The organism is Mycobacterium sp. 360MFTsu5.1 (genome assembly GCF_000383495.1).
Taxonomy (GTDB): domain Bacteria; phylum Actinomycetota; class Actinomycetes; order Mycobacteriales; family Mycobacteriaceae; genus Mycobacterium; species Mycobacterium mucogenicum_B.
In genome coordinates this window covers 68912-94979 of record NZ_KB911475.1, presented here as the reverse complement: position 1 = coordinate 94979, position 26068 = coordinate 68912, and the positions used below count along the sequence as shown (strand labels likewise).

The 26068-nt window shown below is 65.9% G+C and carries 21 protein-coding genes and 1 tRNA gene; 11 read left to right on the top strand and 11 right to left on the bottom strand.

What is annotated here, in order from left to right; all coding sequences use genetic code 11:
• Positions 1-107: 107 nt before the first annotated feature.
• Positions 108-2993 carry a heterodisulfide reductase-related iron-sulfur binding cluster gene (locus H289_RS0126885; RefSeq protein ID WP_020103957.1) on the top strand — a complete coding sequence of 962 codons (2886 nt, stop codon included), beginning with the start codon at positions 108-110 and terminating at the stop codon, positions 2991-2993.
• 115 nt (positions 2994-3108) lie between these two features.
• Positions 3109-4392: a pyridoxal phosphate-dependent aminotransferase gene (locus tag H289_RS0126880; protein ID WP_020103956.1), complete on the top strand. Its 1284-nt coding sequence runs from the start codon at positions 3109-3111 to the stop codon at positions 4390-4392.
• 55 nt (positions 4393-4447) lie between these two features.
• Here the strand turns inward: H289_RS0126880 and H289_RS32085 are convergent, their stop codons facing one another.
• Positions 4448-5077, bottom strand: coding sequence for a TetR/AcrR family transcriptional regulator (locus H289_RS32085; protein WP_020103955.1), 630 nt, complete (start codon positions 5075-5077; stop codon positions 4448-4450).
• Between the two features lie 36 nt (positions 5078-5113).
• Here H289_RS32085 and H289_RS0126870 point away from each other — a divergent pair, with 36 nt between their 5' ends.
• Together H289_RS0126870 and H289_RS0126865 are read left to right on the top strand one after the other, a co-directional pair.
• Positions 5114-5575, top strand: a complete 462-nt coding sequence (locus H289_RS0126870) for an SRPBCC family protein (protein WP_020103954.1) — start codon at positions 5114-5116, stop codon at positions 5573-5575.
• Between the two features lie 35 nt (positions 5576-5610).
• Positions 5611-6837: a YibE/F family protein gene (locus H289_RS0126865; RefSeq protein WP_020103953.1), complete on the top strand. Its 1227-nt coding sequence runs from the start codon at positions 5611-5613 to the stop codon at positions 6835-6837.
• A gap of 91 nt (positions 6838-6928) precedes the next feature.
• Here the strand turns inward: H289_RS0126865 and H289_RS0126860 are convergent, their stop codons facing one another.
• From H289_RS0126860 to H289_RS31455, 6 genes are all read right to left on the bottom strand, one after another.
• Positions 6929-7291 carry a nuclear transport factor 2 family protein gene (locus H289_RS0126860; RefSeq protein ID WP_020103952.1) on the bottom strand — a complete coding sequence of 121 codons (363 nt, stop codon included), beginning with the start codon at positions 7289-7291 and terminating at the stop codon, positions 6929-6931.
• 20 nt (positions 7292-7311) lie between these two features.
• On the bottom strand, positions 7312-8061 hold the full coding sequence (locus H289_RS0126855; protein WP_020103951.1) for a maleylpyruvate isomerase family mycothiol-dependent enzyme: 750 nt from the start codon (positions 8059-8061) through the stop codon (positions 7312-7314).
• A 1-nt stretch (position 8062) separates the two neighbouring features.
• Positions 8063-9376 carry a cytochrome P450 gene (locus H289_RS0126850; RefSeq protein WP_020103950.1) on the bottom strand — a complete coding sequence of 438 codons (1314 nt, stop codon included), beginning with the start codon at positions 9374-9376 and terminating at the stop codon, positions 8063-8065.
• A gap of 54 nt (positions 9377-9430) precedes the next feature.
• Positions 9431-10759 carry a UDP-glucose dehydrogenase family protein gene (locus H289_RS0126845; RefSeq protein WP_029105799.1) on the bottom strand — a complete coding sequence of 443 codons (1329 nt, stop codon included), beginning with the start codon at positions 10757-10759 and terminating at the stop codon, positions 9431-9433.
• Positions 10760-10854: 95 nt separating this feature from the next.
• Positions 10855-12417: a DUF7159 family protein gene (locus tag H289_RS31460; protein ID WP_196810097.1), complete on the bottom strand. Its 1563-nt coding sequence runs from the start codon at positions 12415-12417 to the stop codon at positions 10855-10857.
• A 224-nt stretch (positions 12418-12641) separates the two neighbouring features.
• On the bottom strand, positions 12642-13952 hold the full coding sequence (locus tag H289_RS31455; protein WP_020103947.1) for an ammonium transporter: 1311 nt from the start codon (positions 13950-13952) through the stop codon (positions 12642-12644).
• Between the two features lie 165 nt (positions 13953-14117).
• Here H289_RS31455 and H289_RS0126830 point away from each other — a divergent pair, with 165 nt between their 5' ends.
• Positions 14118-14972 (top strand): superoxide dismutase family protein, encoded by an 855-nt coding sequence (locus H289_RS0126830; protein WP_029105798.1) that lies wholly within the window; start codon positions 14118-14120, stop codon positions 14970-14972.
• 233 nt (positions 14973-15205) lie between these two features.
• Here H289_RS0126830 and dcd read toward each other — a convergent pair whose 3' ends face one another.
• Positions 15206-15775, bottom strand: coding sequence for a dCTP deaminase (dcd, locus tag H289_RS0126825; RefSeq protein WP_029105797.1), 570 nt, complete (start codon positions 15773-15775; stop codon positions 15206-15208).
• Between the two features lie 45 nt (positions 15776-15820).
• Between dcd and H289_RS0126820 the strand changes: the two genes are divergently transcribed.
• Positions 15821-15894, top strand: a tRNA-Gly gene (locus H289_RS0126820).
• Between the two features lie 3 nt (positions 15895-15897).
• Here the strand turns inward: H289_RS0126820 and H289_RS31450 are convergent.
• The gene (locus H289_RS31450) at positions 15898-16725 is read right to left on the bottom strand and encodes a hypothetical protein (RefSeq protein WP_231388134.1); all 828 of its coding nucleotides are present in this window, start codon (positions 16723-16725) and stop codon (positions 15898-15900) included.
• Positions 16726-17000: 275 nt separating this feature from the next.
• Between H289_RS31450 and H289_RS0126810 the strand changes: the two genes are divergently transcribed.
• Positions 17001-18743, top strand: a complete 1743-nt coding sequence (locus H289_RS0126810) for a hypothetical protein (RefSeq protein WP_020103943.1) — start codon at positions 17001-17003, stop codon at positions 18741-18743.
• 232 nt (positions 18744-18975) lie between these two features.
• Positions 18976-20103, top strand: coding sequence for an SIR2 family protein (locus tag H289_RS0126805; RefSeq protein WP_020103942.1), 1128 nt, complete (start codon positions 18976-18978; stop codon positions 20101-20103).
• A gap of 412 nt (positions 20104-20515) precedes the next feature.
• Here H289_RS0126805 and H289_RS31445 read toward each other — a convergent pair whose 3' ends face one another.
• Entirely contained in the window at positions 20516-20824 is a 309-nt protein-coding gene (locus H289_RS31445) for a DUF732 domain-containing protein (RefSeq protein WP_231388133.1), read from the bottom strand.
• Between the two features lie 289 nt (positions 20825-21113).
• On the opposite strand from H289_RS31445, the gene H289_RS0126790 reads away from it, so the two are divergent.
• The 3 genes from H289_RS0126790 to H289_RS0126780 all read left to right on the top strand — a co-directional run bounded on the left by H289_RS0126790 (position 21114) and on the right by H289_RS0126780 (position 24297).
• Positions 21114-22019: an NHL repeat-containing protein gene (locus H289_RS0126790; RefSeq protein WP_020103939.1), complete on the top strand. Its 906-nt coding sequence runs from the start codon at positions 21114-21116 to the stop codon at positions 22017-22019.
• A complete protein-coding gene (locus H289_RS33825) occupies positions 22016-22720 on the top strand; it encodes an esterase (RefSeq protein ID WP_020103938.1) in 705 nt (234 codons plus the stop codon). The genes H289_RS0126790 and H289_RS33825 overlap by 4 nt, the downstream gene beginning before the upstream one ends.
• A 116-nt stretch (positions 22721-22836) precedes the next feature.
• Positions 22837-24297, top strand: a complete 1461-nt coding sequence (locus H289_RS0126780; protein ID WP_020103937.1) for a bifunctional phosphatase PAP2/diacylglycerol kinase family protein — start codon at positions 22837-22839, stop codon at positions 24295-24297.
• Here H289_RS0126780 and H289_RS0126775 read toward each other — a convergent pair.
• Positions 24294-26027 (bottom strand): acyl-CoA dehydrogenase family protein, encoded by a 1734-nt coding sequence (locus tag H289_RS0126775; RefSeq protein WP_020103936.1) that lies wholly within the window; start codon positions 26025-26027, stop codon positions 24294-24296. The two genes, H289_RS0126780 and H289_RS0126775, sit on opposite strands and share 4 nt — an antisense overlap.
• Positions 26028-26068 lie beyond the last annotated feature (41 nt).

Genomic DNA, 26068 nt, shown 5'->3' with positions numbered 1-26068 from the left:
CGTGCGTTCTACCCAGGATGCGACTATGAGCAGGCATCTAGCTTAAGTTACCCGTTGGTAACCTCAATAAGTTACCGGCTAGTAGCTACATAACTGGGAGAGGCGCGGTGGAGAATCTCGAACACACGCTCGACGTGGCCAGACTGGTCATCGGGCTGTTGGCAACGGTCATCGTCCTGGGGTTCGCCGCCAAGCGCGTCCTGTGGCTGACCAAGCTGATCAGCTCCGGGCAGAAGCTCGGCGACGAACGTGGCCGTAAGGACGATCTCGTCACCCGCTTCCTGAACCAGAACAAGGAAGTCTTCGCCCAGTCGAAGCTCCTCAAGTGGTCGATCCCCGGCATCGCGCACTTCTTCACCATGTGGGGCTTCTTCGTCCTCGCGTCGGTCTACCTGGAAGCCTATGGCGTCCTGTTCGACCCGAAGTTCGCCATCCCATTCGTCGGACACTGGGCCGTCCTCGGCTTCCTGCAGGACTTCTTCGCCCTGGCCGTGCTGGCCGGCATCGTCGTCTTCGCGATCATCCGCCTGACCAAGAACCCCAACAACATCGGCCGCGAGTCCCGGTTCTACGGGTCGCACAACGGTGGCGCGTGGGAGATCCTCATCATGATCTTCCTGGTCATCCTGACCTACGCGATCTTCCGCGGTGCCGCCGTCAACGTCCTCGGCGAGCACTTCCCGTACCAGAACGGCGCCTTCTTCTCCGACGGCATGGCCGCGCTGCTGGCTCCGCTGGGCCACACCGCCAACGTCTGGATCGAGACCATCGCGCTGCTGTCGCACATCGGCGTCATGCTGGTCTTCCTGCTGATCGTGCTGCACTCCAAGCACCTGCACATCGGCCTGGCCCCGATCAACGTCACCTTCAAGCGCCTGCCCGACGGCCTCGGCCCGCTGCTGCCGATGGAGTACAAGGGCGAGAAGATCGACTTCGACGATCCCGCCGAGGACGCGGTGTTCGGCCGCGGCAAGATCGAGGACTTCACCTGGAAGGGCAACCTCGACTTCTCCACCTGTACCGAGTGCGGTCGCTGCCAGTCGCAGTGCCCGGCGTGGAACACCGGAAAGCCGCTGTCTCCCAAGCTCGTCATCATGAACCTGCGCGACCACCTGTTCGCCAAGGCGCCGTACATCATCGAAGGCAAGCCGATGCCCGAGGAGGGTTCGGTCGACTTCGCCAAGCTGGGCGACAGCCTGCACGGACACGGCGTCCCCGAGGACGGCTTCGCGCGCATCGAGGGTTCCGGCCCCGAGCAGGCGCTGCGTCCGCTGGTCGGCACCGCTGAGCAGGGCGGCGTCATCGACCCCGACGTGCTGTGGTCCTGCACCAACTGCGGTGCCTGCGTCGAGCAGTGCCCGGTGGACATCGAGCACATCGACCACATCGTCGACATGCGGCGCTACCAGGTCATGGTCGAGTCCGAGTTCCCCGGCGAGCTGGGCGTGCTGTTCAAGAACCTGGAACTCAAGGGCAACCCCTGGGGCCAGAACGCGAAGGAACGCACCACCTGGATCGACGAGCTGGACTTCGACATCCCGGTCTACGGCCAGGACGTCGAGAGCTTCGACGGCTTCGAGTACCTGTTCTGGGTCGGCTGCGCCGGCGCCTACGAGGACCGTGCCAAGAAGACCACGAAGGCCGTCGCCGAGCTGCTCGCCACCGCGGGCGTGAAGTTCCTGGTGCTGGGCACCGGCGAGACCTGTACCGGTGACTCGGCCCGCCGCGCCGGCAACGAGTTCCTGTTCCAGCAGCTCGCCGCGCAGAACGTCGAGACCATCAACGAGCTGTTCGAGGGCGTCGACCCCGACAAGCGCAAGATCGTCGTCACCTGCCCGCACTGCTTCAACACCATCGGTCGCGAGTACCCGCAGCTGGGCGCCAACTACACCGTCGTGCACCACACGCAGCTGCTGAACCGCCTGGTGCGGGACAAGAAGCTGATCCCGGTGTCATCGGCCAGCCAAGAGGTCACCTACCACGACCCCTGCTTCCTCGGCCGCCACAACAAGGAGTACGAGGCCCCGCGTGAGCTGGTCGGTGCCGCCGGCGCCGTGCTCACCGAGATGCCCCGCCACGCCGACCGCGGCCTGTGCTGTGGTGCCGGTGGTGCCCGCATGTGGATGGAAGAGCACATCGGCAAGCGCATCAACACCGAGCGCGCCGAAGAGGCCGTCGACACCGGCGCCTCGGCGATCGCGACCGGCTGCCCGTTCTGCCGCGTGATGATGAGCGACGGCGTCGACGACGTGGCCGCGACCCGCAGCATCGAGAAGACCGAGGTGCTCGACGTCGCTCAGCTGCTGCTGAACTCGCTCGACACCACTAAGGTGACGCTGCCCGAGAAGGGCACGGCGGCAAAGGCTTCCGCCGCGCTCGCCGAGAAGAAGGCCAAGGAGGCCCCGAAGCCGGCTCCGGCCGCTCCGGCTCCCGCTGCCGAGGCCGCTCCGGCTGCCGAGGCACCTGCTGCCGCTGCCGCTCCGGCCGCCGCCAAGCCGGTCACCGGCCTGGGCATGGCCGCCAAGCGTCCGGGTGCCAAGAAGGCCGCCGCCCCGGCGGCTGCGGCTCCGGCTGCTGAGGCTGCTCCCGCCGCTGAGGCTCCTGCTGCCGCTCCGGCCAAGGGTCTGGGTCTGGCTGCGGGCGCCAAGCGTCCGGGTGCCAAGAAGGCTGCCGCTCCGGCTGCTGCCGCTCCGGCCCCGGCCGCCGAGGCTGCTCCCGCCGCCGAGGCGCCCGCCGCACCGGCCGCTCCCGCGGCTCCGGTGAAGGGTCTGGGTCTGGCCGCGGGCGCGCGTCGCCCCGGCGCCAAGAAGGCCGCGGCTCCGGCAGCACCGGCGGCGCCCGCCGCTCCGGCTGCTGAAGCTCCGGCTGCTGAGCCGGCCGCCGAGGCTCCCGCCGCTGCGGCACCTGCCGCCCCGGCGGAAGAGGCCAAGCCGGAACCGCCGGTCGTCGGACTGGGCATGCGTCCGGGCGCAAAGCGCCCCGGTAAGCGGTAACGCGAAGTACACCGCAATGGCCAGCTACGACCCGCCGCATGGAGCGTCGTAGCTGGCCATTGGCATATGTGGCCCTGATCGCAGATGGGCAAAAGAATTCGACACCGATGAGAGCATGGAAACCGTGACCACCCACCAGGTACCCGCTGACCGCACATGGCACAGCGGCCATCCGCGCAATCAGCGGACGTTTGCGCAGTCGACCAAGCTGCAGGACGTCCTCTACGAGATCCGCGGCCCGGTACACGAGCAGGCCTCCCGGCTCGAGGCCGAGGGCCACCGGATCCTCAAGCTCAACATCGGTAACCCGGCGCCGTTCGGCTTCGAGGCACCGGACGTGATCATGCGCGACATGATCGCCGCCCTCCCCTACGCCCAGGGTTACTCCGACTCCAAGGGCATCGTGTCCGCGCGCCGCGCGGTGGTCACGCGCTACGAGTTGGTCGAGGGCTTCCCCCGGTTCGACGTCGACGACGTCTTCCTGGGCAACGGCGTCTCCGAGCTGATCACCATGACGCTGCAGGCGCTGCTCGACAACGGCGACCAGGTGCTGATCCCGGCCCCGGACTACCCGCTGTGGACGGCGTCGACGGCGCTGGCCGGCGGCACCCCGGTGCACTACCTGTGCGACGAGACGCAGGGCTGGAACCCCGACATCGCCGACCTGGAGTCGAAGATCACCGACCGCACCAAGGCGATCGTCGTGATCAACCCGAACAACCCCACCGGCGCGGTGTACAGCCGCGAGACGCTGGAGTCCATCGCGAACCTGGCGCGCAAGCACCAGCTGCTGCTGCTGGCCGACGAGATCTACGACAAGATCCTCTACGACGAGGCCAAGCACATCCCCATGGCGTCCGTGGCTCCCGACATGCTGTGCCTGACGTTCAACGGCCTGTCCAAGGCGTACCGCGTGGCCGGCTACCGGTCCGGCTGGCTGGCCATCACCGGCCCCAAGGAGCACGCGTCGAGCTTCCTGGAGGGCATCAGCCTGCTGTCCAATATGCGCCTGTGCCCGAATGTGCCTGCGCAGCATGCCATTCAGGTGGCGCTCGGCGGACACCAGAGCATCGAGGACCTGATCCTGCCCGGCGGCCGGCTGCTCGAGCAGCGCGACGTCGCCTGGAACAAGCTCAACGAGATTCCCGGCGTCTCCTGCGTCAAGCCCGAGGGCGCGCTCTACGCGTTCCCGCGGCTGGACCCCGAGGTGCACGAGATCCGGGACGACGAGCAGCTGGTGCTCGACCTGCTGCTGCAGGAGAAGATCCTGCTCACCCAGGGCACCGGATTCAATTGGCCCACACCGGATCACCTGCGCATCGTGACGCTGCCGTGGGCCCGCGACCTGGCCAACGCCATCGAGCGACTCGGCAACTTCCTGGCGAGCTACCGCCAGTAATCCCCTGGGATTTGTGCACGATTTTCCGCGCCTGCCGCGGAAAATCGTGCACAAATCACTGCTGTTTCAGGCCCGCGATGAAGGTCCGCAGCAGCGCGGCGAGGGTGTCTTCGAGCTCGGTGCCGGGTTCGGGCTGATTGGCGGAATCGATTGCCGCCCAACCCCATACCGCGCCGACGAAGGCATGGATCGCGGCGGTCAGCAACACCAGCTGCTGACGCTCCAGCGACAGCCGGGGCTCGAGGGTCTCGCGGAGCCGGTCCTCGACGTCACGCGCCTGAGTGCGCACCATCTCGGCCGCTTCGGCTGTCAGCCGGTTCATCAGCACCGGCGCGGCGCTGATCAGGTCGCACAGCACCGGGCGCTGCGCGAGGGTGTGCGCCAAAGCCGTTGCCGGGCTACGCCGTTCATCGTGCAGCTGGACCCCCAGGTCATCGAGCCAGCCCAGGTGCTCGTGGTACATCACCAGGAGCAGCAGCGCCTCCCGCGAACCGGCGTACCGCAGCACCCCCGACTTGGCCAGGCCCGCCGCGGCGGCGATGTCGCCGAGCGTCAGCTCGCCGGCCCGAGTGACGTCCAGCAGGGCCCGGGTGACCTCGGTCAGCCGGCGCAGGCGGTCCTCCCGCTGCTGCGGACTGCGGGCCCGCACAAACGGCAGCGCCACTGGAGAATCCGGCGAATCCATTGCTTAATAGAACAGCGTTCCGTTAACTTGGTCAACATGACACACCACTACGAAGTCCGGGTCACGCGCCATGCGCAGGCCACGCCGAGCACGCTGTTCGACGTGGTCGCGGACGGTTCCCGCTGGTCCGAGTGGGCGCGGCCCCTGATCAACTACTCGGCCTGGGAGACCCGGGGGCCTGCCGACGACGGTGGCGTCGGGGCCGTCCGCGCCGTCGGTACGCCCCGGTTTCCCGCGCGGGAGCAGACGACCATCCACGAGCCCGGTCAGCGGCACGGCTACACCATCATCTCGAAGACCCCGGTGCGGAACTACCAGGCGCAGGTGACCTTCACCCCCGAGCCGGACGGCACCCGCATCGACTGGCACGGGACGTTCGAAAGCCCTTGGCGCATCGTCGGTCTGGGTTACCGCGCCGTCGTGCAGTACGTCCTGAAAACACTGTCCGCCAAGCTGGCGATCGAAGGCGAACGGCGCGACGCACTCAGCCGCGCCTGACCCAACGCTCAGCCCGACCCCCTACGCTGGCTCGAGTGGCGCACTCGCATACCCACTCGCACAGTTCCGGCCCGGCGCCGCTCAGCCCACTGGCCGCGAAGATCGTCGTCGGGCTCCTGGCGGTGATCGGGCTGGCGACGGTCATCGGCGCCGTCCTGCTGTGGCCGCACGGCAAGGCCGTCGACATCCCGCTGCCGTTCCAGAACGCCCACGGCGGCGCCGTGAGCACCGAGGCCGGGCACGTCGTATCGACCGGCATGAACAACTGCGGCAGCCCGTCGGTCGGCGCGGTGCTGACGTCCGCCCCGGTCACCGCCCCGCCGGGCGCGGGGAGCTGCGTGCAGTCGCTGATCGGCATCGACTCCGGGCCCAATTCCGGCGCCAACACCCTGCTCGAGTTCAGCACCGGTCCCGGCCAGCCGCACCTCGCCGCCGGCGACCACATCCGGGTGACCCGCCAGGTCGACGACTCCGGCACCACCACCTACGCCTTCTTCGACTTCGAGCGCACCTGGCCGCTCATCGCGCTGGCTGCCGTCTTCGCCGTGGTGGTCGTCGCGGTGGCCCGCTGGCGCGGGCTGCGGGCACTGGTCGGGATCGCGGTCGCGTTCGTGGTGCTGACGGTCTTCCTGTTGCCGGCACTGCGGGACGGCGGCCCGGCCATCCCGGTCGCGCTCGTCGCGTCGTCGGTGATCCTGTACGCGGTGATCTACCTGGCGCACGGCGTCAGCCTGCGCACGAGCGCCGCCCTGCTCGGCACCCTGAGCGCGCTGCTGTTGTCGGCGGTGTTGTCCTGGGGCGCAATCGAATTGGCACACCTCACCGGGTTGTCGGAAGACCAGAACAACGAGATCGCGGCCTACATGGGGTCCGTGTCGATCACCGGGCTGTTGCTCGCCGGCTTCATCATCGGCTCGCTGGGTGTACTCAACGACGTCACCGTCACGCAGGCGTCGACGGCCTTCGAGCTGGCCGAACACGGTGCGTCCCGGCGGGCCATCTTCACCGGCGCCATGCGGGTTGGGCGCGACCATATCGCCAGCACCGTCTACACGCTGGTGCTCGCGTACGCCGGTAGCGCGCTGCCGCTGCTGCTGTTGTTCAGCGTCGCCAACCGGTCGCTGGGCGACGTGCTGACCAGTGAGAGCGTGGCGATCGAGATCGCCCGGTCGGCAGTCGGCGGCATCGCGCTGGCGCTGTCGGTGCCGCTGACCACCGCGATCGCGGCGGTGCTGGCCACCCCGCGGCACGCTACGGATTGACGCGTCTCCCTACACGTGTTCGATCTGGGGGCGTCAACGGGTCCCAGGGCGAGTTGTGCAGAGAGACAGTCGGCCAACCGGCCGCGGGAAACTACACCGCGTCCGACTCGATGAGCTCGGTCGCCGCGAGCGCCGATGCCAGGTCGTCGTGCCGGAAGGCCGAGGTGACGTGGTCGTGCACCACGCGGAACGCCGTCGCGGCCGCGCGATCGGCACCGCCGCCGGTGATCGTCTGCTCGACGACCACGACGCCGTCGTGCACGAACATCCGGCCGACCGTCGACTTCTCGTCGAGGTCGGTTGCCCAGGCGCGCAACGCATTCCGCCCCTGGCTGGCGCCGTTCGCGTCACCGATCTCGATGTCACCGCTCGACAGCTTGTCCAGGGTGTCCAGGTCGCGGTCGTTGAGGGCGTCGATCCAGGCGAGAACCGTCGCGATCTCGGAAGTCGTCATGTCTGCGAACCTACCTGACCTCAGAACGCCGAGTGGTCGACCCAGCGCTGCCACACGGCCGCGTCACCTATGACCTCGAGGCCGGCCTCCTCGACGGTCTGGCGTCGGGTGACCGCGAGCAGCAGCCCGGTCACCGGACCCCGCACTGCCGCATCACCTTTGGCGTGCTGATGCGACCAGCCGAGGCCGTCCTCGTCGTTGACCACCAGCCACTCGCCGGTGGGGCCGAGCTCGGATTCGGCGGCGTGCAGGTGCAGCGACCGTCCGCGCTCCAGCGGCGGATCCCCGGCGGGCGCCATCAGCGCCACCCGTTCCAGTGTCTCGGTGACGCCGTCGGCGGCCAGCTCGGCATCGAGCACGAACGGAAGGCCCAGTGCCAGAGCGGCATCGGCGCGGTGCACGGTCTGTTCGTGGAGGCGACGCCGGATCCACCACCCGGCGGGCTTGGGCCCGATGAACGTCCACACCTTCGCATCCGACCCGACGTGCTCGACGGCGTCGACGATGGCCTGCGCACCCGCGTTCAGCCAGTCGATGGCAGCGTCGAGGTCCTCCGGCGGTTTACCGTCTCGCACCTCGCGGGGATCGAGGGGCTCCTTCCGGTGCTCGGCGATGATCTGGGCGCACCAGCGGTTGCCGCGGCCGACGTGTTTGAACAGCTGCTTGAGGGTCCACCCCGGACAGGTGGGCACCGGGGTTTCCAGGTCGGCTTTGCGGATGATGTCGCCGAAGGCGGCGGTTTCCTCGATCAGGGCTGCGCGAAAGGCCATTTCACGACGGTACCGCTGCGCGCGCCTGCCCGAGTGCGATCGGCAATGCCGCCCAACCCCGGAGCACGCGAGTGTCGCGCCGGGTGCCGGGGCCCGCGAGTTGCGCGTCGGGGAACCGCTCGAAGAACGTCCGCAGTCCTACTTCCCCTTCGGAGCGGGCCAACGCCGCACCGAGGCAGAAGTGCCGTCCGCCGGAGAACGAATGGTGCTTGCCCGCGTTGGCGCGGGTGACGTCGAAGCGGTGCGGGTCGGGGAAGACGGCCGGGTCACGGTTGGCCCCGGCCAGGTAGACGACGACGGGCTCACCGGCGCCCACGTGGTACCCGGCGATGTCGACGTCCACCTTGGCGATGCGGGCCGACAGCTGGACCGGCGAGTCGAGCCGCAGGATCTCTTCGACGGCGGTGGGCCAGAGGTCGGGCTGCGCCAGCAGCAGGGCCAGTTGATCGGGATGCTGCAACAACATTCGGATGCCGTTGCCCAGCAGATTCACCGTGGTCTCGAACCCGGCCGCCAGTACGAGGCCGGCGGTGGCCCGCAGTTCTTCGTCGTTGAGCCGGGCGCCGCCGTCGCTGGCTGCGATGAGCTGGCTCATGAGGTTGTCGCCGGGGTTGGCCCGGAGCTCGCTGAGGTGTGTGGCCAGCCAGGTGTTGAAGCCGTCCAGCCCGTCTTCGACGCTGAGGTACTGCTGCCAGGTCAGCCCGATGTCCAGGCTGGGCGCGGCCAGTTCGCCGAATTCGAGGATGTGCGACCGTTCATGCTCGGGCACCCCGAGGATGTCCGCGATCACCGTGACGGGCAGCTGCGAGCAGTAGCTCTGCACGATGTCGACGGTGTCCCCCGCCGCCAGCTCATCGATCAGCCCGTTCGCGGCCTCCTGCACCCGTTCCCGCAATGCCGCCACGGCCCGCGTCGTGAACACCGCCGAGACGGTCTTGCGGTACCGGGTGTGCTGCTCGCCATCGACCGACAGCAGCGACGGCGGCAGCAGCGGATGCAACCGGCCCTTGACGGTGGTCTTGTTCTCCAGCCAGCCGAGGGCGCCGGGCAGCGTCCCGCCGATCTGCGTGACGGTGAAGTCATCCGAACGCAGAATCTGGTGCACGAGAGCATGATCCGCGGTGATCCAGGCCGCACGGCCGCGATACATCCGGCCGCGGCTGCGCAGTTCGTCGGCGAACGCGCCGGGGTCGGTCCGCACCGCCGGGTCGGCGATGAGCCGGCCCTGGAGGTCGCCATGCCGCGCGCCGTATGCGGCGAGATTGCGGATGACGGCGTGCAGCGCGAACCAGTTGAGCCGTTGCCTCAGCGTCATGGAGCCGAGCTTAGGCACGCCCAGTGCGGTCGGGCTACATACTGCAGTCGGAAATCAGGGCGTCAGATTGCGGCCCAGCGCATGGACCCGCCAGCCCGCGGCCTGCCATTTCGCGACGTCGAGGCAATTGCGGCCGTCGACAATCACTTTCACCCGGACGGTGGCCGCCAGCTGTTCGGGGTCCAGGTCCAGGAACTCCTGCCATTCGGTCAGGACCAGCACGGCGTCGGCGCGGTCGCAGGCCTCGAGGACGGAGGTGGAGTAGTTCAGCGTCGGGAAGACCCGGCGGGAGTTGTCCATGGCCTTGGGGTCGTAGACGTTGACGGCCGCGCCGTTGAGCTGCAGCATGCCGGCCACGTTCAGGGCCGGTGAGTCACGCACGTCGTCGGACTCGGGCTTGAACGCCGCACCCAGCACCGCGATGTTGGCGCCCAGCAGCGTGCCGCCGCACGCCTTGGTGGTCAGCTCCACCATGCGGGTGCGCCGGCGCATGTTGATGCTGTCCACTTCACGCAGGAAGGTCAGCGCAGGGTCGGCGCCGAGTTCACCGGCGCGGGCCATGAAAGCGCGGATGTCCTTGGGCAGGCAGCCACCACCAAAACCCAAGCCAGCGTTGAGGAATCGCCGGCCGATGCGAGGGTCGTAGCCCAGTGCGTCGGCCAGGACGGTGACGTCGGCGTTGGTCGCTTCGCACACCTCGGCGATGGCGTTGATGAACGAGATCTTGGTGGCCAGGAAGGCGTTCGCGGAGACCTTGACCAGTTCCGCGGTCTGCAGGTCGGTCAGCAGGAACGGCACGCCGCGCTCCAGGATGCGCGCGTACAGCTCCCGGATCGCCGCCTCGGCGCGCTGCGAATCCGCTTGCACGCCAAGGACGATGCGGTCCGGGTGCAGGGTGTCCTTGACGGCGAAGCCCTCGCGCAGGAACTCCGGATTCCACGCCACCTCGACGTCGATGCCCGGCGGTGCGAGCTCGCGGGCCCGGGCCCCGAGTTCGGCGGCGGTGCCCACCGGGACGGTGGACTTGCCGACGATCACCGCGGGCCGGCGCAGCCGCGGCACCAGGGTGTCGATGACGGACTGCACGTACCGCAGGTCGGCGGCGTACTCCCCCTTCTTCTGCGGGGTGCCCACGCCGAGGAAGTGCACGTCGCCGAACTCGGCGGCCTCGTCATAGTCGGTGGTGAAGTGCAGCCGCCCGGCTTCGATGTTGTCGCGCAGCATCTTCCGCAGCCCGGGCTCGTAGAACGGGATGTCACCGGCCGCCAGCTTCGCGATCTTGCCGGGGTCGATGTCGACGCCGAGGACCTCATGGCCGAGCTCCGCCATGCCGGCGGCATGCGTCGCCCCGAGGTAGCCGGTACCGAACACGGTGCATCTCATACTGCCTTGATAGGCAGCCGTGATGAGCGCGGCGCGAAGTGACACTGAGCGTCAGGCCAACGGCAGATGACAAACAGCCGCCGGCCTGACGGGCGTCAGTTCTTCTGGCAGAAGATCAGGAAGCAGGTCTGCTTGGGCTGCTTCGGCTTCTTGCCGGAGTCACCGGGGTAGTCGCCCGGGTACCCGTTCGAGCCGCCCGGGTACTGGTTGCCCGGGTATCCGTTGCCGGGGTACTGGTTTCCGGGGTAGCCGTTGCCGGGGTAGTTGCCCGGGTAGCCGTCGTCGTCGTGGCCTCGGCCGCCGCGACTCGGGTAGTCCGGGTAGTTGTTGCCCGGGTTCCACTGCGGCTGCTGCGGACGCGGCACCCACGGGTTCCAGGCGGGCGGCTGCGGGCCGGGGATCTGGATGACCGGCGGCGGCAGCACCACGGGAGCCGGGGCCGGAACCGCCGCGGGCGGGGGCTCGACGGGAGCGGCGGGCACGTCGGGCATCGACACCGGGACGGGTGCCGGAGCCGGCGCGGGAGCTTCCGGGGCGGGCGCGGGGACGTGCACCTGCGGCGCGGACTCCTTGACCACCTGCGGCGCGTCGACGTGACGCGGGGCCTGAACCTGCACTTCGGGCGCCGGGTCGGGGGCAGCAGCCGGTGCCGGCGCGGGGGGCGGGACGGCGGCCGGCGGCGGCGCGGGTGCGACGATCGGCGCGCTGGGCACGATCGCGGCCTGTGCGGGCGCGGGCCGTTGATCGACCGTCGGCCGGATGCTCACCGCCAGCGAAATGGCGAGGGCCACAACGCCGACGACGAAAATCGAGGTGAGTGCGCTACCGACCAGCAGGAAGGGCTTGCGGCCCTGATCGGCGACCACGGGGGCGTCGCCCAGCTCGTCGAAACCGAACTCGTCGGCGGTCAGCAGCGGGGCTGCCAGCGGAGCCGCGGCAGCGACACCACCCGGCGCGGCCGAGTAGGCCAGGCCGGCGGTGGCGGCGTCGAACATCGGCGCGCTGGCCGAGGCGAGGGCGGCGCCGCGGGCCAGTGCCAGGTCGGCGTCGCCCGGGGCGTTCACCGGGATGTCGAGCAGCTCGGCCAGGTGCGCCTGCACCGCGGTGACGTCGACGCCGGAGCCGACGACGAACATGCCCTGCGGCGACGTGTCGGCGGTGGCGACGGCGGCGGCCATGTCGCCGAGGACGGCCATGGCGTCGGTGCTGTGCAGGCTGCGGCTCAGCACCTTCGAGATGGAACCGTCGGCATCGACGACGGACATGGTCGCGGTGTCGCGGTCGACGAACAGCAGACCGGTGCTCGAGTAGCCGACAGCCTGGCCCGCGGCCTGTGCCAGCGACCCCGCGGCGTGCAGCTCGGAGATCATCATGACGTCCTTGACGCCGGCGGCGTCCAACGCGTCGCGCAACCGCGCGGCGGCGTCGTGGTCACTCCAGGCGACGCCCACCGATTTCAGGTGGTGGCCGCCTTCCTCGGCGCTCTCCCGGGTCCCCAGGATGGCGCTGACAACCTGCTCGACCGGCGTTGCTGAACCGTCCGCGGTCTGCGTTTCGAAAATATCGTGGTCGACGATCGCGCCGTCGGCCTTATCACCCTCAACCAGCGCCATACGCACCGTGGTTGGCGTCATAGACACACCCAGAACGATGTCCACTGACCCTCCAATAGTGTTCGCTACGCTATCTAGCCCGACACCGAGAATCCCCTGCCGCGCAGGCCACAACCAGATACTTCATCGCAGCGAACGGCGGAGTCGTTACCGATTCCCCCAGCTCATGGAGCCACGATGCAGTTCTTGCCGCGGCGCTGGCTGACACAGTCCCGCCAATGCCGGTGGTTCAACCCTACCCGCGTTCGGCGTAGATGACCTAAGCAGTTTCAGGCGTCCTCGGCGTCCGGGCGAGGCTGCTTCAACAGATCGGTCAGCGAGCTGGAACCGGTCGGCCGGCGGGTGCCCAGGTGGCCGTGCACGCCCTCCGCATAGGCCGTTTCGGCGTGCTGGGTGAAGTCGACGCCTGCGGTCTCGTCTTCGGCGCTGAGCCGGAAACCCATGACCCTGTCGATGATCTTGCCGAGCACGAACGTCGCCGTGAAGGCGTACGCGGCGACGACGGCCATCGCGAGCATCTGCTTGCCGAGCTGGGCGAATCCGCCGCCGTAGAAGAGGCCGCGGACGCCGCCGGTCATGACGTCCGTCGCCAGCAGGCCGATCAGCACGACGCCGACGACACCGCCCACGAAGTGCACGCCGACGACGTCGAGCGAGTCGTCGTAGTTGAGCTTGAACTTGAGGCCGACCGCGAACGAGCAGACCACGCCGGCCAGCAGGCCGACGATGAGCGCGCCCAGCGTGTTGACCGTGCCGCACGACGGGGTGATCGCGACCAGGCCGGCGACGACGCCGGACGCCGCACCGAACGTCGTCGGCTTGCCGTCACGCACCTGCTCGACGGTGAGCCAGCCCAGCATGCCGAGACAGCCCGCGACCAGGGTGTTGAGGAAGATCGCGGCCGCGGTGCCATTGGCGGCCAGCGCCGAGCCCGCATTGAATCCGAACCAGCCGAACCACAGCAGACCGACACCGAGCAGCACGAACGGCAGGTTGTGCGGGCGCATGGCGTCCTGCTTGAAGCCGATGCGCGGGCCCAGCACGATGGCGAGCGCCAGCGCCGAGGCGCCCGACGCGATCTCGACGACCAGGCCGCCCGCGTAGTCCAGCGCGCCCATCTTGGCGAGCCAGCCGTCCGGACCCCACACCCAGTGCGCGATGACGCTGTAGACGACGATCGCCCAGATCGGCACGAAGACCATCCACGCCGAGAACTTGGCGCGGTCGGCGATGGCGCCGCTGATCAGGGCGGCGGTGATGATCGCGAAGGTCAGCTGGAAGGTGGCGAACAACAGCTCGGGGACGGCGCCGTGTGTGGTGCTCGGGGTGATGCCGAGCATGCCGAAGTGTTCGAGGTTGCCGAGGAAGCCGTCACCGTCCGAGAAGGCCAGCGTGTACCCGAGCACCAGCCACGCGACCGTGACCAGCGGAATCGAGATGAAGCTCATCATGATCATGTTGAGCACGCCGGTCGTGCGGACCATGCCGCCATAGAAGATGGCCAGGCCCGGGGTCATCAGCAGGACCAGGGCGGTGCTGGCGAGCAGCCAAGCGGTAGCGGCGGGATCGATGCCTTGCACGTGAGACTCCTTCGACAATCTTGACGAGAATGTATCGGCGGAGTTTCCGGCGCGCGGCGACTGCGTTTCCGACGTGTTACACCAGCCTCACATAGGCGTTCGATGCTTGGTTTCGCGTGAAACAACCGGCGGTTAGACGCTGGTGCTTCCGGGTATCTGGGTGAGATGTTGAAGCGCACAACTGCAGCTGCTGCACTGCTCACCGCACCCGTTTTTGTGCTGGCCGGCTGTAATTCCAACCAGAACACGTCGAAGTCATCGACCTCTGCGCCGCCGACCACCTGGACCCAGGCCAATCCGTCCGCGCTGAACGTCGTGCTCAAGACGTCCGACGGCAGACCCGTCGCGAACGCCTCGATCGACTTCACCGACGGCTACGCCACCGTGACCGTCGAGACCACCGGCGGCGGCATCCTCGCCCCGGGTAGCCACGGCATGCACATCCACTCCGTCGGCAAGTGCGAGGGCGACTTCACCTCGGCCGGCGGTCGTCTGCAGGTCGCCGGACATACAGGCCATCCGTCGAGCGGTGACCTGACGCCGCTCAACATCCGCGGCGACGGCACAGGCAAGGTCGTCGCGACCACCGACGCGTTCACCGAAGCCGGCCTGAAGGGACCCGAAGGCAGTGCGCTGATCATTCACCAGGGACCGGACAACTTCGCCAACATCCCGCCGCGTTACACCCACAACGGAACGCCTGGGCCGGACGCCGAGACGCTGGCGACGGGTGATGCCGGCGGGCGGGTCGCATGCGCGGTGCTCGCCCCTGCTGGTGCTACTTCTACGTCGTCTGCTTCTCCGTCGACGTCGACCGCGACGGTCACGGAGACGACGGGCGTTCCGGTGGCGCCGCCGGCGACTTCTTCGACTTCCACGCCGACTTCGACTTCGCCGACGTCCGCCACTCCGTCGACGACGACCACTACGTCCACGACGGCGTCGACCACTCCGACCACCACCACGGTTCCCAGCCCGGTCGGGCCGATGAGCCCGATGAACCCGATGCCGGGTGGCTGAGTTCTGGGGTTTCCGTTGACCCTGGAATGAGGGTGCAAAAGGTCAAGTAGGCGACGCCCTGGATACAAGGTCAACGTCGGTGAGCCGCCTGTGTGCATTGATCCTGCGGCCACGGCGAGAAACGCCGAGTAGCGCACCCCTCCACCGCGGACTCAGCACTCAGGTGGCGTTGACTGCGAATCTACGCAGCCCGCGACTCGCAAAAGTTCTGCGTCAGTTCGCAGTCAACGGGGCTAGGGCTTGACGAAGTTCAGGTACGACCGAGAAGGCGTCGGCCCACGCTGGCCTTGGTACTTCGACCCGACCTTGTCGCTGCCGTAGGGGTGCTCGGCGGGGCTGGTCAGGCGGAGCAGGCAGAGCTGGCCGATCTTCATGCCGGGCCACAGAGTGATTGGCAGGTTGGCGACGTTCGACAGCTCCAGCGTGATGTGCCCGGAGAAGCCGGGGTCGATGAAGCCCGCGGTCGAGTGCGTCAGCAGGCCGAGCCGGCCCAACGAGCTCTTGCCTTCGAGCCGTCCTGCCAGATCGTGTGGCAGCGTGCAGGTTTCGAGTGTCGAGCCCAGCACGAACTCGCCCGGGTGCAGGACGAAGGGCTCGCCATCGGCGGGCTCGACCAGGGTGGTCAGCTCGTCCTGCTGCTGCGCCGGGTCGATGTGCGTGTAGCGGGTGTTGTTGAAGACCCGGAACAGGCTGTCCAGCCGGACGTCGACGCTGGAGGGCTGCACCATGGCGTCATCGAACGGGTCGATGCCGAGACGTCCAGCAGCGATTTCAGCCCGAAGATCGCGATCTGAGAGGAGCACGTGGGGAGCCTATCGGCCCGGGTTGATATCCTGCAGCGGCACCATGCCGATGTAGTTCAATGGCAGAACATCAGCTTCCCAAGCTGAATACGCGGGTTCGATTCCCGTCATCGGCTCCACTGTTAGGCCTGGTAACTCCAGTTAGCCGTGGTTTCTCTGCCATCCGGCCATCGCATTCGTACCCCGCGCGAACCCCGGGTCAGCAGGCAGTTGTCGGCTACGGCCGCATCCGCTTCAGCCTGTTTCCTTGCCCGGATAATCTGCTCGAACTCCTCGTGCACCGGGGTCCATGCTGCATCCAGGTTGGCAACGTCAACGAGATCAGTTGGTATAGGAGTCGACCCCGCCGGGGCCATGTAGCCGCCTACGAGTTGCTCATCGATACTCGTTTCGGCGGTGACGCGTTCCGTGAAAGCTGACTCATCGAGATCGAGCAATCGCTCGGCGACCAGATAACTGACCACGTTGTAGGTCGCGTTCACTGCCGCTCCCAAGCGGGCGTACACACCGGCGGCAGCCTGGTATCGGTGATCCAGATCGAGATCTTTTCCCACGGCGGAGCTGATCGCCTGGGCGTGCAGCGCATCGGAGTTCAGCCAGTCGTGGGCAAGCTCCTTGTCCGTTAACTGCCCATTCTCGGTGACGACCGCGTACGCCTGCGCGCTCTTCCTGTCTTGGGTTACACCCGCCCACGCCTGGCGCAGCCCTGCGATGTCGATAACCTCTTCCAGGGTCGCCGGAGGCACCAGGCCCTCGACGGAATCGAGAACGAGTTCCCAGTAGACAACCTCATCGCGAATCGTGAACGGCCGCAGCCGGGCTGCGAACGATTCGAATGCCTCTTCTGGCGGCAGCTCGATCAAGAGCCGCTGTTCGTGCTCGCCAGTCTGGGTGTTCTTGATCGTCTTGATCCGGAAAGTGCCATCCGCAACTGCCTGCAGCAACTCCATGTGATCCTTGACTAGCGAATGCGCCATTACCCTTCGAGCGCGGCGAACGAACCTCTCCAGTCTCGCGCGCGCCTTCTCACGCTCCGGAAAGCTGAGACGACATGGCATGCCGTCAGCCTATGGCCCGGTACCGACAGGTTTCTCAGCAATAGTCGAATTTCGTTGGCCCCGTGCCGGGTTCACGCAATTTTCGAAGACGCTGTGACTGAGCGTAACCATAGCGCTCACTACGGACAACGACACCGAGGCCCACCTACAGAAGTAGGCTGATCCTCGTGCCAGGCAACACCATCACACTGTTCATGTGGGGCTTCCAGCGATCGTTCCGTCACGATGTGGAGACGGACCTTGAGCGGTCACTGGAGGCAATCGGCATCCCTGTCAAACCGACGGTGTTTCTAATCGGCCTGTCCGCAGAGGGCGGTTCTGGACATCCGTTATGCATTGAACCTGAGGATGGCCCGATTGTTGTTGCAGACTTTGAGGGGCTACACGAGCGGGCCGACACCCTCTACAACGAAGACCCAAATAGCCAGATGCGGTTTAGCGATCAGCGATCACATGAACGAAAACATCAGGAATTCCGAGACCGCGCCTACGGCATCGCGATCGGTGAGGTGCTCCAGACAAAGTTGGGCCTGAGCTTTTTCGTCGGACTTCCGACCCTGGTCGACGAACACTTCGTTTTCACTGCGGTAGGCCTACCCCAGCGGATTCTCGATGACGCGCCGCGCCTGAAGTCCGAGATGATGATGGACGGCCGCTATCCCGTCACACAGTCGCTCGTGCAGGGCGTTATTGACGAGGTCCTGGACTTGAGCACGCGAGCTCTGCACGATCCAAACGCGGGCTCCCACTTGGGCTCCGGCAATGAACCCGCAGACATCGCAAGGGCAGCGGGCAGAGCTGTAACCCTGTCCGCGACCGTACTGGCCGGCAACGACATGCCCACGGAGTTGTTCGGAGGATTGAACAAGGTGGCGACGACACCATACGAACAGCGCGTCGGCACAGGGTCGCTTCTAATTGCGCACCGCAACTCCGAACACATCCAGCGGTCCTCGACGTTGAGCAATCCAGTTCCCATTAGCGAGACACGGGCGTTGAGGAAGCTACTTGAGTCGAGCAACCGGTACGGGGAGTCGCTGCTCGCAGACGGCGAAATGGTCTACGGATTCGGAAGATTAAGTAGCAGTTATCCCACGAACTCGGAGTCGGTATTCCAGGCACTCGTTGTCGGCGCCGGCAGGTGGGAGCTCCTCGACGGTGCTGGAGCCCGCTTGCTCAGCGTGGAATACGGAGCTCCACGGATTCCCGCAGAGCCTGTGCGGCGCGACCAGTTCGACGAAATCTGTGCCCGTGTACTCGGGGAATGTGATGTTGACGCGCTGTGGTCTATCGCCACCGTGGCCAGGGAGTCGGCCGAGCATGGGGCGATGCTTGTTGTCTCGGGCGACGCGATCAACGAGACGGCAAGGCTTGGAGGTCAAGCGTTAGCCATCGACCCCGCGGTTGTTGTCGACGACCTGATTCGGCAATTCACTCGCATTGATGGAGCCATACTCGTCGATTCATCTGGGGCATGCCATGCAGCGGGGGTAATCCTGGATGGCACTGCCACCGACGAGGGCGACCGGGCACGGGGTGCGCGGTACAACTCCGCGGTGCGGTACCTTGCCTCTGCCGCACCTCCCACCGTAATTCTGCTGATATCGGAGGATGGGATGATCAACCTCCTGCCGGATCTCCGGAAACGAATTAGCCGCAGCGAAATCGAACTGTTGCTTGATGAGCTAAGAAAAGCCGCAGCAATCGAGCCAGTTCATCCGGAAAAGTTCTACAACGCATATCGACAGATTGAGGCGAGAAAGTTCTACCTCTCGCAGGCACAGTGCGACGAGATCAATCGCATGCGGAACGATCATTGGGAACGCCGGGCGCAGAACGGCGGCCTTCGCGCGTACGAGTCCCCACTCAAGCCCGACCCGAAGATGAACGATGGATACTTCCTCGACTAGTCGCGATCTCCCGCCGACCGTAGCGTTGCATTCAGCATTAGCGAGGAACGCCAACGGCGATCAACCATCGATCTGCTCGAGCGATAAGTCGCCTTACGAGTGCGGCACGACGCGTGGCTCAGTGAGGCTGCGACGCGGCGCACCGAAATTCGCCAGCTGTCGTTGACCTTTGTCTACGATCCTGGAGGGCAGCGCCGACCGGGCTGCCGAGCTGCGGCGTTGAGGACGAAGAGTGTCAAGCGGCAACCTGGCGATGTTGGTTGGCAATGGGTTGAGCATCGCGTTTAGCAAAAATTTGTTGCTGAACAACATCACCACACAAGTCATCGCACGACTAACCGCAAAGTATGAAGGCCGCAGCGACGAGGTTGCTCGGGCCATGCAACAAGTGGCGATTCGGGCTCAAGCCGAGAATCCATCCGGAGACTTCGAATCACTGATCGGCGCATTCGGTGGGCAAACCGACATCTTGGATGATCTCAGAAGTTACGCCCTACTCACAGAACACAATCACGATATGGCGCAGGCGATTTCCGAAGTGATGTTATTTGTTCAGCGAGTAAGACAGCGCGGCATAGGACACACCCTCCAAATAATTGTAGAGAATTCGAATCCCGACAAGGGCTCATACGCGAGCATATCGAACTTTCTTAAAACTGGAATTGACGCGTTCCCGAACCATGTCACAGTCGCTAACTTGAACTACGATGCTTTAGTCCTCACTGCCCTCACAGAAGAGTACAGAGATGATTTCTGCGATATGGGCGAGGGCTGGACCGCTGCAGATCTACAGCCCCTCAGCGACAGCAAATTGACGGCGCAGACATTGCGCACTTCCAATAGCTTCCCCACCAAGCGCATCAAACTGCTCGACCTTCACGGATCGGTGACGTTCTGGAAAGTCGGCAGCAGATATCTGAAGATTCCACTTGAAATCGCGCGTGATCCAGCGGTATGGAACAGGTATCGGGAAATGCAGGTTATGGCATTTCCATTGGTTGTGCTGGCCAATCAGCACGACAAGATCGATCACGTTAAGCACTACCCATTCCAGCTCGCCTACGATATAGCGGATGACGATTTCCGAAGCTCTAGCCACTGGCTTATCGCTGGCTATTCGTTTAGGGACGCATGCGTGAACGATCTCTTGAAACGCGCTCGGGACACGCATCGAGAACCACCAAGGATCCTCATCGTGACCAAGGGCGACGGCCCAACCACCTACGACGTGGAAAATGCGTTCGGTTGGGAATCCGGCAAGTTCTTCGCTCACAATGCGCAGATCGAACGAACTGGGATCGACGGCTTACGAGAAACAGCCACGTGGAAATGGTTCGTCGGCGAAAAAGCGCCGTTCTAGCCGCGACAGCATCCCGCTCAATGCGCCCGACTTGCTAGCCAATTGCTTCTAACGCGCGATCGTCATCGAACAGATGTATGTCGATCACCAATGCCGTCTCACCTTCACGTGCCCCATGAACCGCGAAAGCTGCGACGGCACGTTTCCGGCCGCAACGTATGAACCCTCATACGTGCTCCATCGCGCGTGAGGTGTGAGCACTGACCGCAGCATCAACGATAAATCCGTCGATCCCGCCGTGACCCCGCCAAGGGGGTTCGCACAGGCAAAGGCCGAACGAAACATGGCTTTGTGCGACCTGTTCAATATGCGGGTTCGATTTCCGGCATCGACTCCAGCTCTACCAACCTCAATGCTGCTCGAGTCCGTTCGAACGAGGGCGTCAGGCTCAGCAACTGCACTGTCAGACCCGTCAGTGATCGGGGCCGACGACCGTGGCGCCGTTGGCCATCTGATGCACAAACCGCGGGCAATACGACTGCGCCGCAACGACGGTGATGACAAGACCTGCCTGCTGGTCGATGCCGGAGTTGGAGGCCGCCAGATTGTGGCTGATGTCGGCGGGCTCCATCCCGCCGGCCAGCGCATCGCACACGTGATGCGCGACGGTGATCGCCGACTGAGTGCTCCCGAAGCCGATGCCCTGGTGGGCCAGCGCGGCGAGGAACTGGTCGTCCGCCGGCGCCGCATTGGCCGCGCCGGCCGCGAGGACTGAGGCCAAGCCGACCGCTCCTGCGGTTAGGACGGCGCGGACGGCGGTCTTATTGATTCGCGTGGTGATCATCTGCGGTGAGCACTTTCCGTGGATAGGTATCTGGAACAGGCTCAGCATTCGGCGACGCCCTTGGCGGATCCTTGGCAGCGATCGCGCAGGGACGGTTCGCACTCCGGATCCGCAAAATCCCAAGAATCCGCCAAGGCGGTCACCTCAACCTTGACCCCGAGATGTTCGCCGAACCGAGGACAACCATGGACTTTTCGATCTCCGAGCTCACGCTGGGCGCGGGCTGATGAAGCGACTGATCAGCGCGCTGTTGGTGATCGTCGCCGGCGTCACCGGCTGCAGCCACGCCTCCGCTCCGGTGCCTGAGCCGTCGCCTCCGGCGGCACCCACCCAGTCGGTGCTCCCGTTCACGGGCCTGAACGGACCCTACGATGTCGCGGTCGACGCGGCGGACAACGTGTTCGTCTCCGATGTCCCAGCCGGGCGGAACGGAGTCAATCGGGTGATCGAGTTGCCTGCCGGCTCGAACGCCCAGAAGGTGCTGCCGTTCGCGCGCGCCACCGTGATGACCAATCCGGCCGGAGAGGTATGGGTCATCGACGGCGGACACAGTCCCAGCCACCTGGTGAAGCTCGCGCACGATGGCGAGCAGCAGACGGTGCTGCCGATGCCCGATCTCGGACGCGAGTACCGCGGCGTGATTCAGGCGGTCGACGCCGTAGGCGGTTTCTACGGCATGGTCGGCGGCGGAGAGGACTCGGGACGGAGATGCTGTCTGCCCGTTCAGGTGGCCAAACAAGCGCCAGGATCGAACGCCCCCGCGGCATTGCCGTTCCAGCACATGAGCGTTGCCGCAGGGATGACCGTCGATGCAGCAGGCAACCTGTACGTCGGAGACCCGGTTGGCAAGCGTGTCCTGAAGTTGGCGCCGGGGGCGAGTAGTCCGTCGGAGCTGCCTTTCCATGCACTTCGCAGCGTCATAGACATCGCCGTCGACGCGAAGAGCGCGGTGTATGTGGTTGACGGACAACAGAATCGAGTCCTGAAGCTCGATCCCGGGGCGAGCGCACCAACGGTGTTGCCGTTCACCGGGCTCAAAGGCCCCGTCAGCATCGCGGTCGGCACAACGGGCGCGGTGTACGTCGTCGACGACGGCAACCGCCGCATCGTCAAACTCGAGGGAGCTCGATGACCAACCGAAAGTTGTTGCCTGCGCTCATCATTGCCACTGCGCTGAACTGTGCGCTGGTCTTCAGCGCCACCGCTGCGGCGCAGCCGGGGATACCCGCATGTGCCGATCTCGGCGGGACGGCCGGGGCGGACCTGACATGTCACATACATACCGAAAACTCGACGTACACAATCGACATCGATTATCCGCTCGACTATCCCGACCTCCACGCACTGACCGATTTTGTGACGCACGACAGGGATCAGTTCGTAGATTTCATGGCTCAGGCACGGCCGCGAGATGTTCCCTACGGACACGCATTGACACCGCACACATACCGGTCTGGAGTTTCGCCGTCCGGTACCCGAAGCGTCGTCTTCGACGTGCACGACGACACCGGCGCTCATCCTGTGACCGGATTCAAGGCGTTCAACTACGACCTGGGCGCACGCACCGCGATCACGCTCGCCACGCTGTTCAAGCGGGGCACCGACCCGGTCGCCACGCTGGATCCGATCGTCCAGCGCTATATGAACAAGCGTCGGCAGAGCACCCTGGAGCCGCCACCGCACAACACGCTGGGAGCCGAGGTGTATCAGAACTTCGCGATCACCGACGACGCGATCATCTTCTACATCGGCCAGGGCATGTGGCTGCCAGAAGTCGACGGGGCACAGCGCGTGCCAGTACCGCGCTCCGAACTCGCGGCGGTACTGGCCTGATCGCCGACACCGACCGCAATGACGAACATCGCTTCCCGAGCTGAATACGCGGGTTCAATTCCCGTCATCGGCTCCACGAAGGTTGAATCTCCGCCATTGCGGATACTTTGGGCCTCATGGATGTGCGCGCGATCGGCAAGGGCCTGGGCAGTCTGGACCGTGAGGTGTTCGAAGCAGTAGCCGAATCGCCGAGCCCCCTGCTGGACTCCACGATGCCCCGCCTGACCAGGGCCGCCGACCATTCCAAGCTGTGGTTCGCCATTGCCGCCGGGCTGGGTGCGTTCGGCAGCGCGTCGGTCAGGCGTGGCGCGGCGCGCGGTGTCGTCAGCCTCGCGGTGACCAGCCTCGTCACCAACCAGCTCGCGAAACGAATCTGGCGACGGCCGCGCCCGGACCGCACCCTCATCCCGCTGGTCCGACGGAGCAAGCGCGTCCCCACCTCAAACTCCCTCCCATCAGGGCACTCAGCGAGCGCCGCGGCCTTCGCGGTGGGCGTCGGCCTGGAGTCGCCAGCCGCCGGTCTGCCGCTGGCACTGCTCGCCGGTCTGGTCGGACTGTCGCGGGTGGCCACCGGCGCGCACTATCCCGGTGACGTGTTCGCCGGCTTCGGCATCGGCGCCGCGATCGCGGTCCTGGGCGCCCGCATCGTCCCGACCATCCCGGCCACCACCCTGCCGACGTCGGATCCGTTGCGGTTCCGCACCGAGCCCCGACCGGAGGGCGAAGGCGTGGCCCTCGTGATCAATCCGGCCTCCGGTGACGGGACGGGCAAGAGGGTCATCGAAGAGGCCCGGAAAGCCTTGCCGCGCATGGAAATCGTGGAGCTCCAAAAGGACGACGACATCGAGACGGTGCTGCGGGAGACGGCCGAACGCGCCGACGTGCTCGCAGTCGGCGGCGGCGACGGGACGGTGGCCTGCGCAGCGGGCATCGCCGTCGAGGCAGGCGTCCCGCTCGCGGTGTTCCCCGGCGGCACGTTCAACCACTTCGCCAAGGACATCGGCTGCGATTCGGTGGCCCGGACCGCCGAGGCGATCGCCAGAGGTTCCGCTGCCTACGTAGATCTGGTGTGCCTCAACGAGAAACAGATGGTGATCAACACCGCCAGCATCGGCGCCTACCCCAACTACGTGCGAACGCGCGAGAAGCTCGAGCGCAGGATGGGCAAACCGCTGGCCGGGCTGTACGCGCTGTATCTGACGCTGCGCAAGGAAGCGCCGGTGCGAATCAGCTACGACGACAAGACACTTGAGACCGAGCTCTTCTTCCTAGGTAACTCGACGTACTTCCCGTCGGGGTTCGCCCCGTCGGTGCGGCCGCGCCTCGACGACGGCCTGATCGACGTCCGCATCCTCGAAACCGGGCGACGGTTCAGCCGGCTGCGCATCGCGACGGCCGTCCTATTGGGCCGACTCGAACGCAGCCCGCTCTATCACGAGCTGCAGGTGCCGGAGTTCCGGTTCGTCGCCGTCGACGGGCCGACGCCCGTCGCCCACGACGGCGAGGTGGGAGAAGAGCTGAGCGAGGCCAGCTTCACCGTGCGGTACCGGGCACTGCCGGTGTTCCGTCCCCTCTAGGGCCGCATCTCGTACGCACCGTCGTACGCCGCCACCTGGTCCCAGACCCGATCAAAACGGGCCGCATCGACGACGGGCTTGCGGATCGCCGACAAGGCCCACTCCTGTTGCGCCAACGTCGAACTCGGCTTGCCGTGCAGCGCAACCGCATACGACGAGAAGTCACGGATCTGGAAGTCGAAGATCTGATCCAGCAGGTCGGGGTCGAGCCCGGTGAGTTCGGCCTGCTCGAGAATCAACTGCCCGTAGACGACGAGCGTGAACAAGTGCCCGACGACGAGGACGAAGTCGAGGTCGCGCTGCTGATCGGCGTCGGGTGCCGCGGTCAGAAGCAGGTCCTTGAAGGCCTGCACCTGCTCATAGAAGCGGGCCACGTTCGGCACCGTGAGGTTCCGCTCGTACACCGGGGCCCAGTCCGCGAACTGCACCTTGGACGCGCCGCGTGCGGGCCCCTGTGCCCAGAAGAACACGTCGTCGGCCGCGTCGTCGCGGGTGCCGATCTCGGGGTAGCTCGCCGGGTTGAACATGTAGTTGGGCATGAACTTCAGGATCTGCGCGACGTTGACGTGCACCGTGCCCTCGAGCCGGGGCAGCGCACCGATGAGGCGGTTGACCTCGTTGAAGTAGGTGTTCTTCTCGAATCCCTTGGCGGCCAGAACATCCCACAGCAGGGTGATGACTCGTTCGCCCTCGGAGGTGACCTTCGACTTGGTGACGGGGTTGAACAGCAGGTACCGGCGGTCGTCGAGGCCGGCACTGCGGAAGTAGTCGATGGCGCGGTCACTGAACAGCTTCATCGCGATCAATCGGGCATAGACGTCGACGAATGACGCACGCACGTGCGGGAAGTCGGTGACCGGGTTGCCGTACAGGATCCGGTTGTTGGCGTGCGTGATCGCCTCGTAGAAGGCGTGCTCGCACATGCCGATCGAGCCACTGCACAGATTGAACTTGCCGACGTTGACGGTGTTGAGCGCCGCCGAGAACGCCTCCGGCCCGGTGCATAGGATGTCCTCCTCGTGCACCGGATAGTCGTCGAGCCGGAACGTGCTGACGAACATCTGGCCGTGCACGACGTTGTCGATCAGTTCGTAGTTCTCATGGCCACTGTCCGCGACGAACCACACGTAGCCGTCGGGTCCGTCGACATCGGTGCGGCGCGAGAACACCGACACCATGCCCGCGACGTTGCCGTTGCCGATGTAGTACTTCGTGCCCGAGGCCCGGAACACGACGCCCTCGTCGGACGTCGGCGTCAGGAGCATGTCGGTGTTGTAGATGTCGGCGCCGTGCTCGCGTTCGGACAGCGCGAACGCCATGACGCCGCCCGCCTCGAGTTGGGCGGCGGCCCGTTCCTTGGCCTTGATGTTGTCGCTCTGCCAGATGGGCCCGAGGCCGAGGATGGTGACCTGCTCCGCGTACCAGTACGCGAGCCCGTAGAACCCGAGGATCTCGCTCAGCACGGCATTGCGTGAGGTGTCCCAGCGCTTGTTCGGATCACCGTCGGCGAACTCCGACGGCGTCAGGAACGTGGCGAAAACGCGCTCCCGCTTGATGAAATCGAGAAAGTCGGCGACCCACGTCGCGGCCAGATCGTCCTGCAGCAGACGCACCTTGCCGCGGTCCTCGAACCATTCGATCAGCGCGCGCAGCTGACGCCGCGTCTCCGGATCGAATTGCTGGGGGTCGAAGTCGTTCGGGTTGAGCAACAGGCCGCTAGAGTTCGGCATGGGTACCTTCTTCGGTCCGGGTGTGGCACCGAATCTAGCGC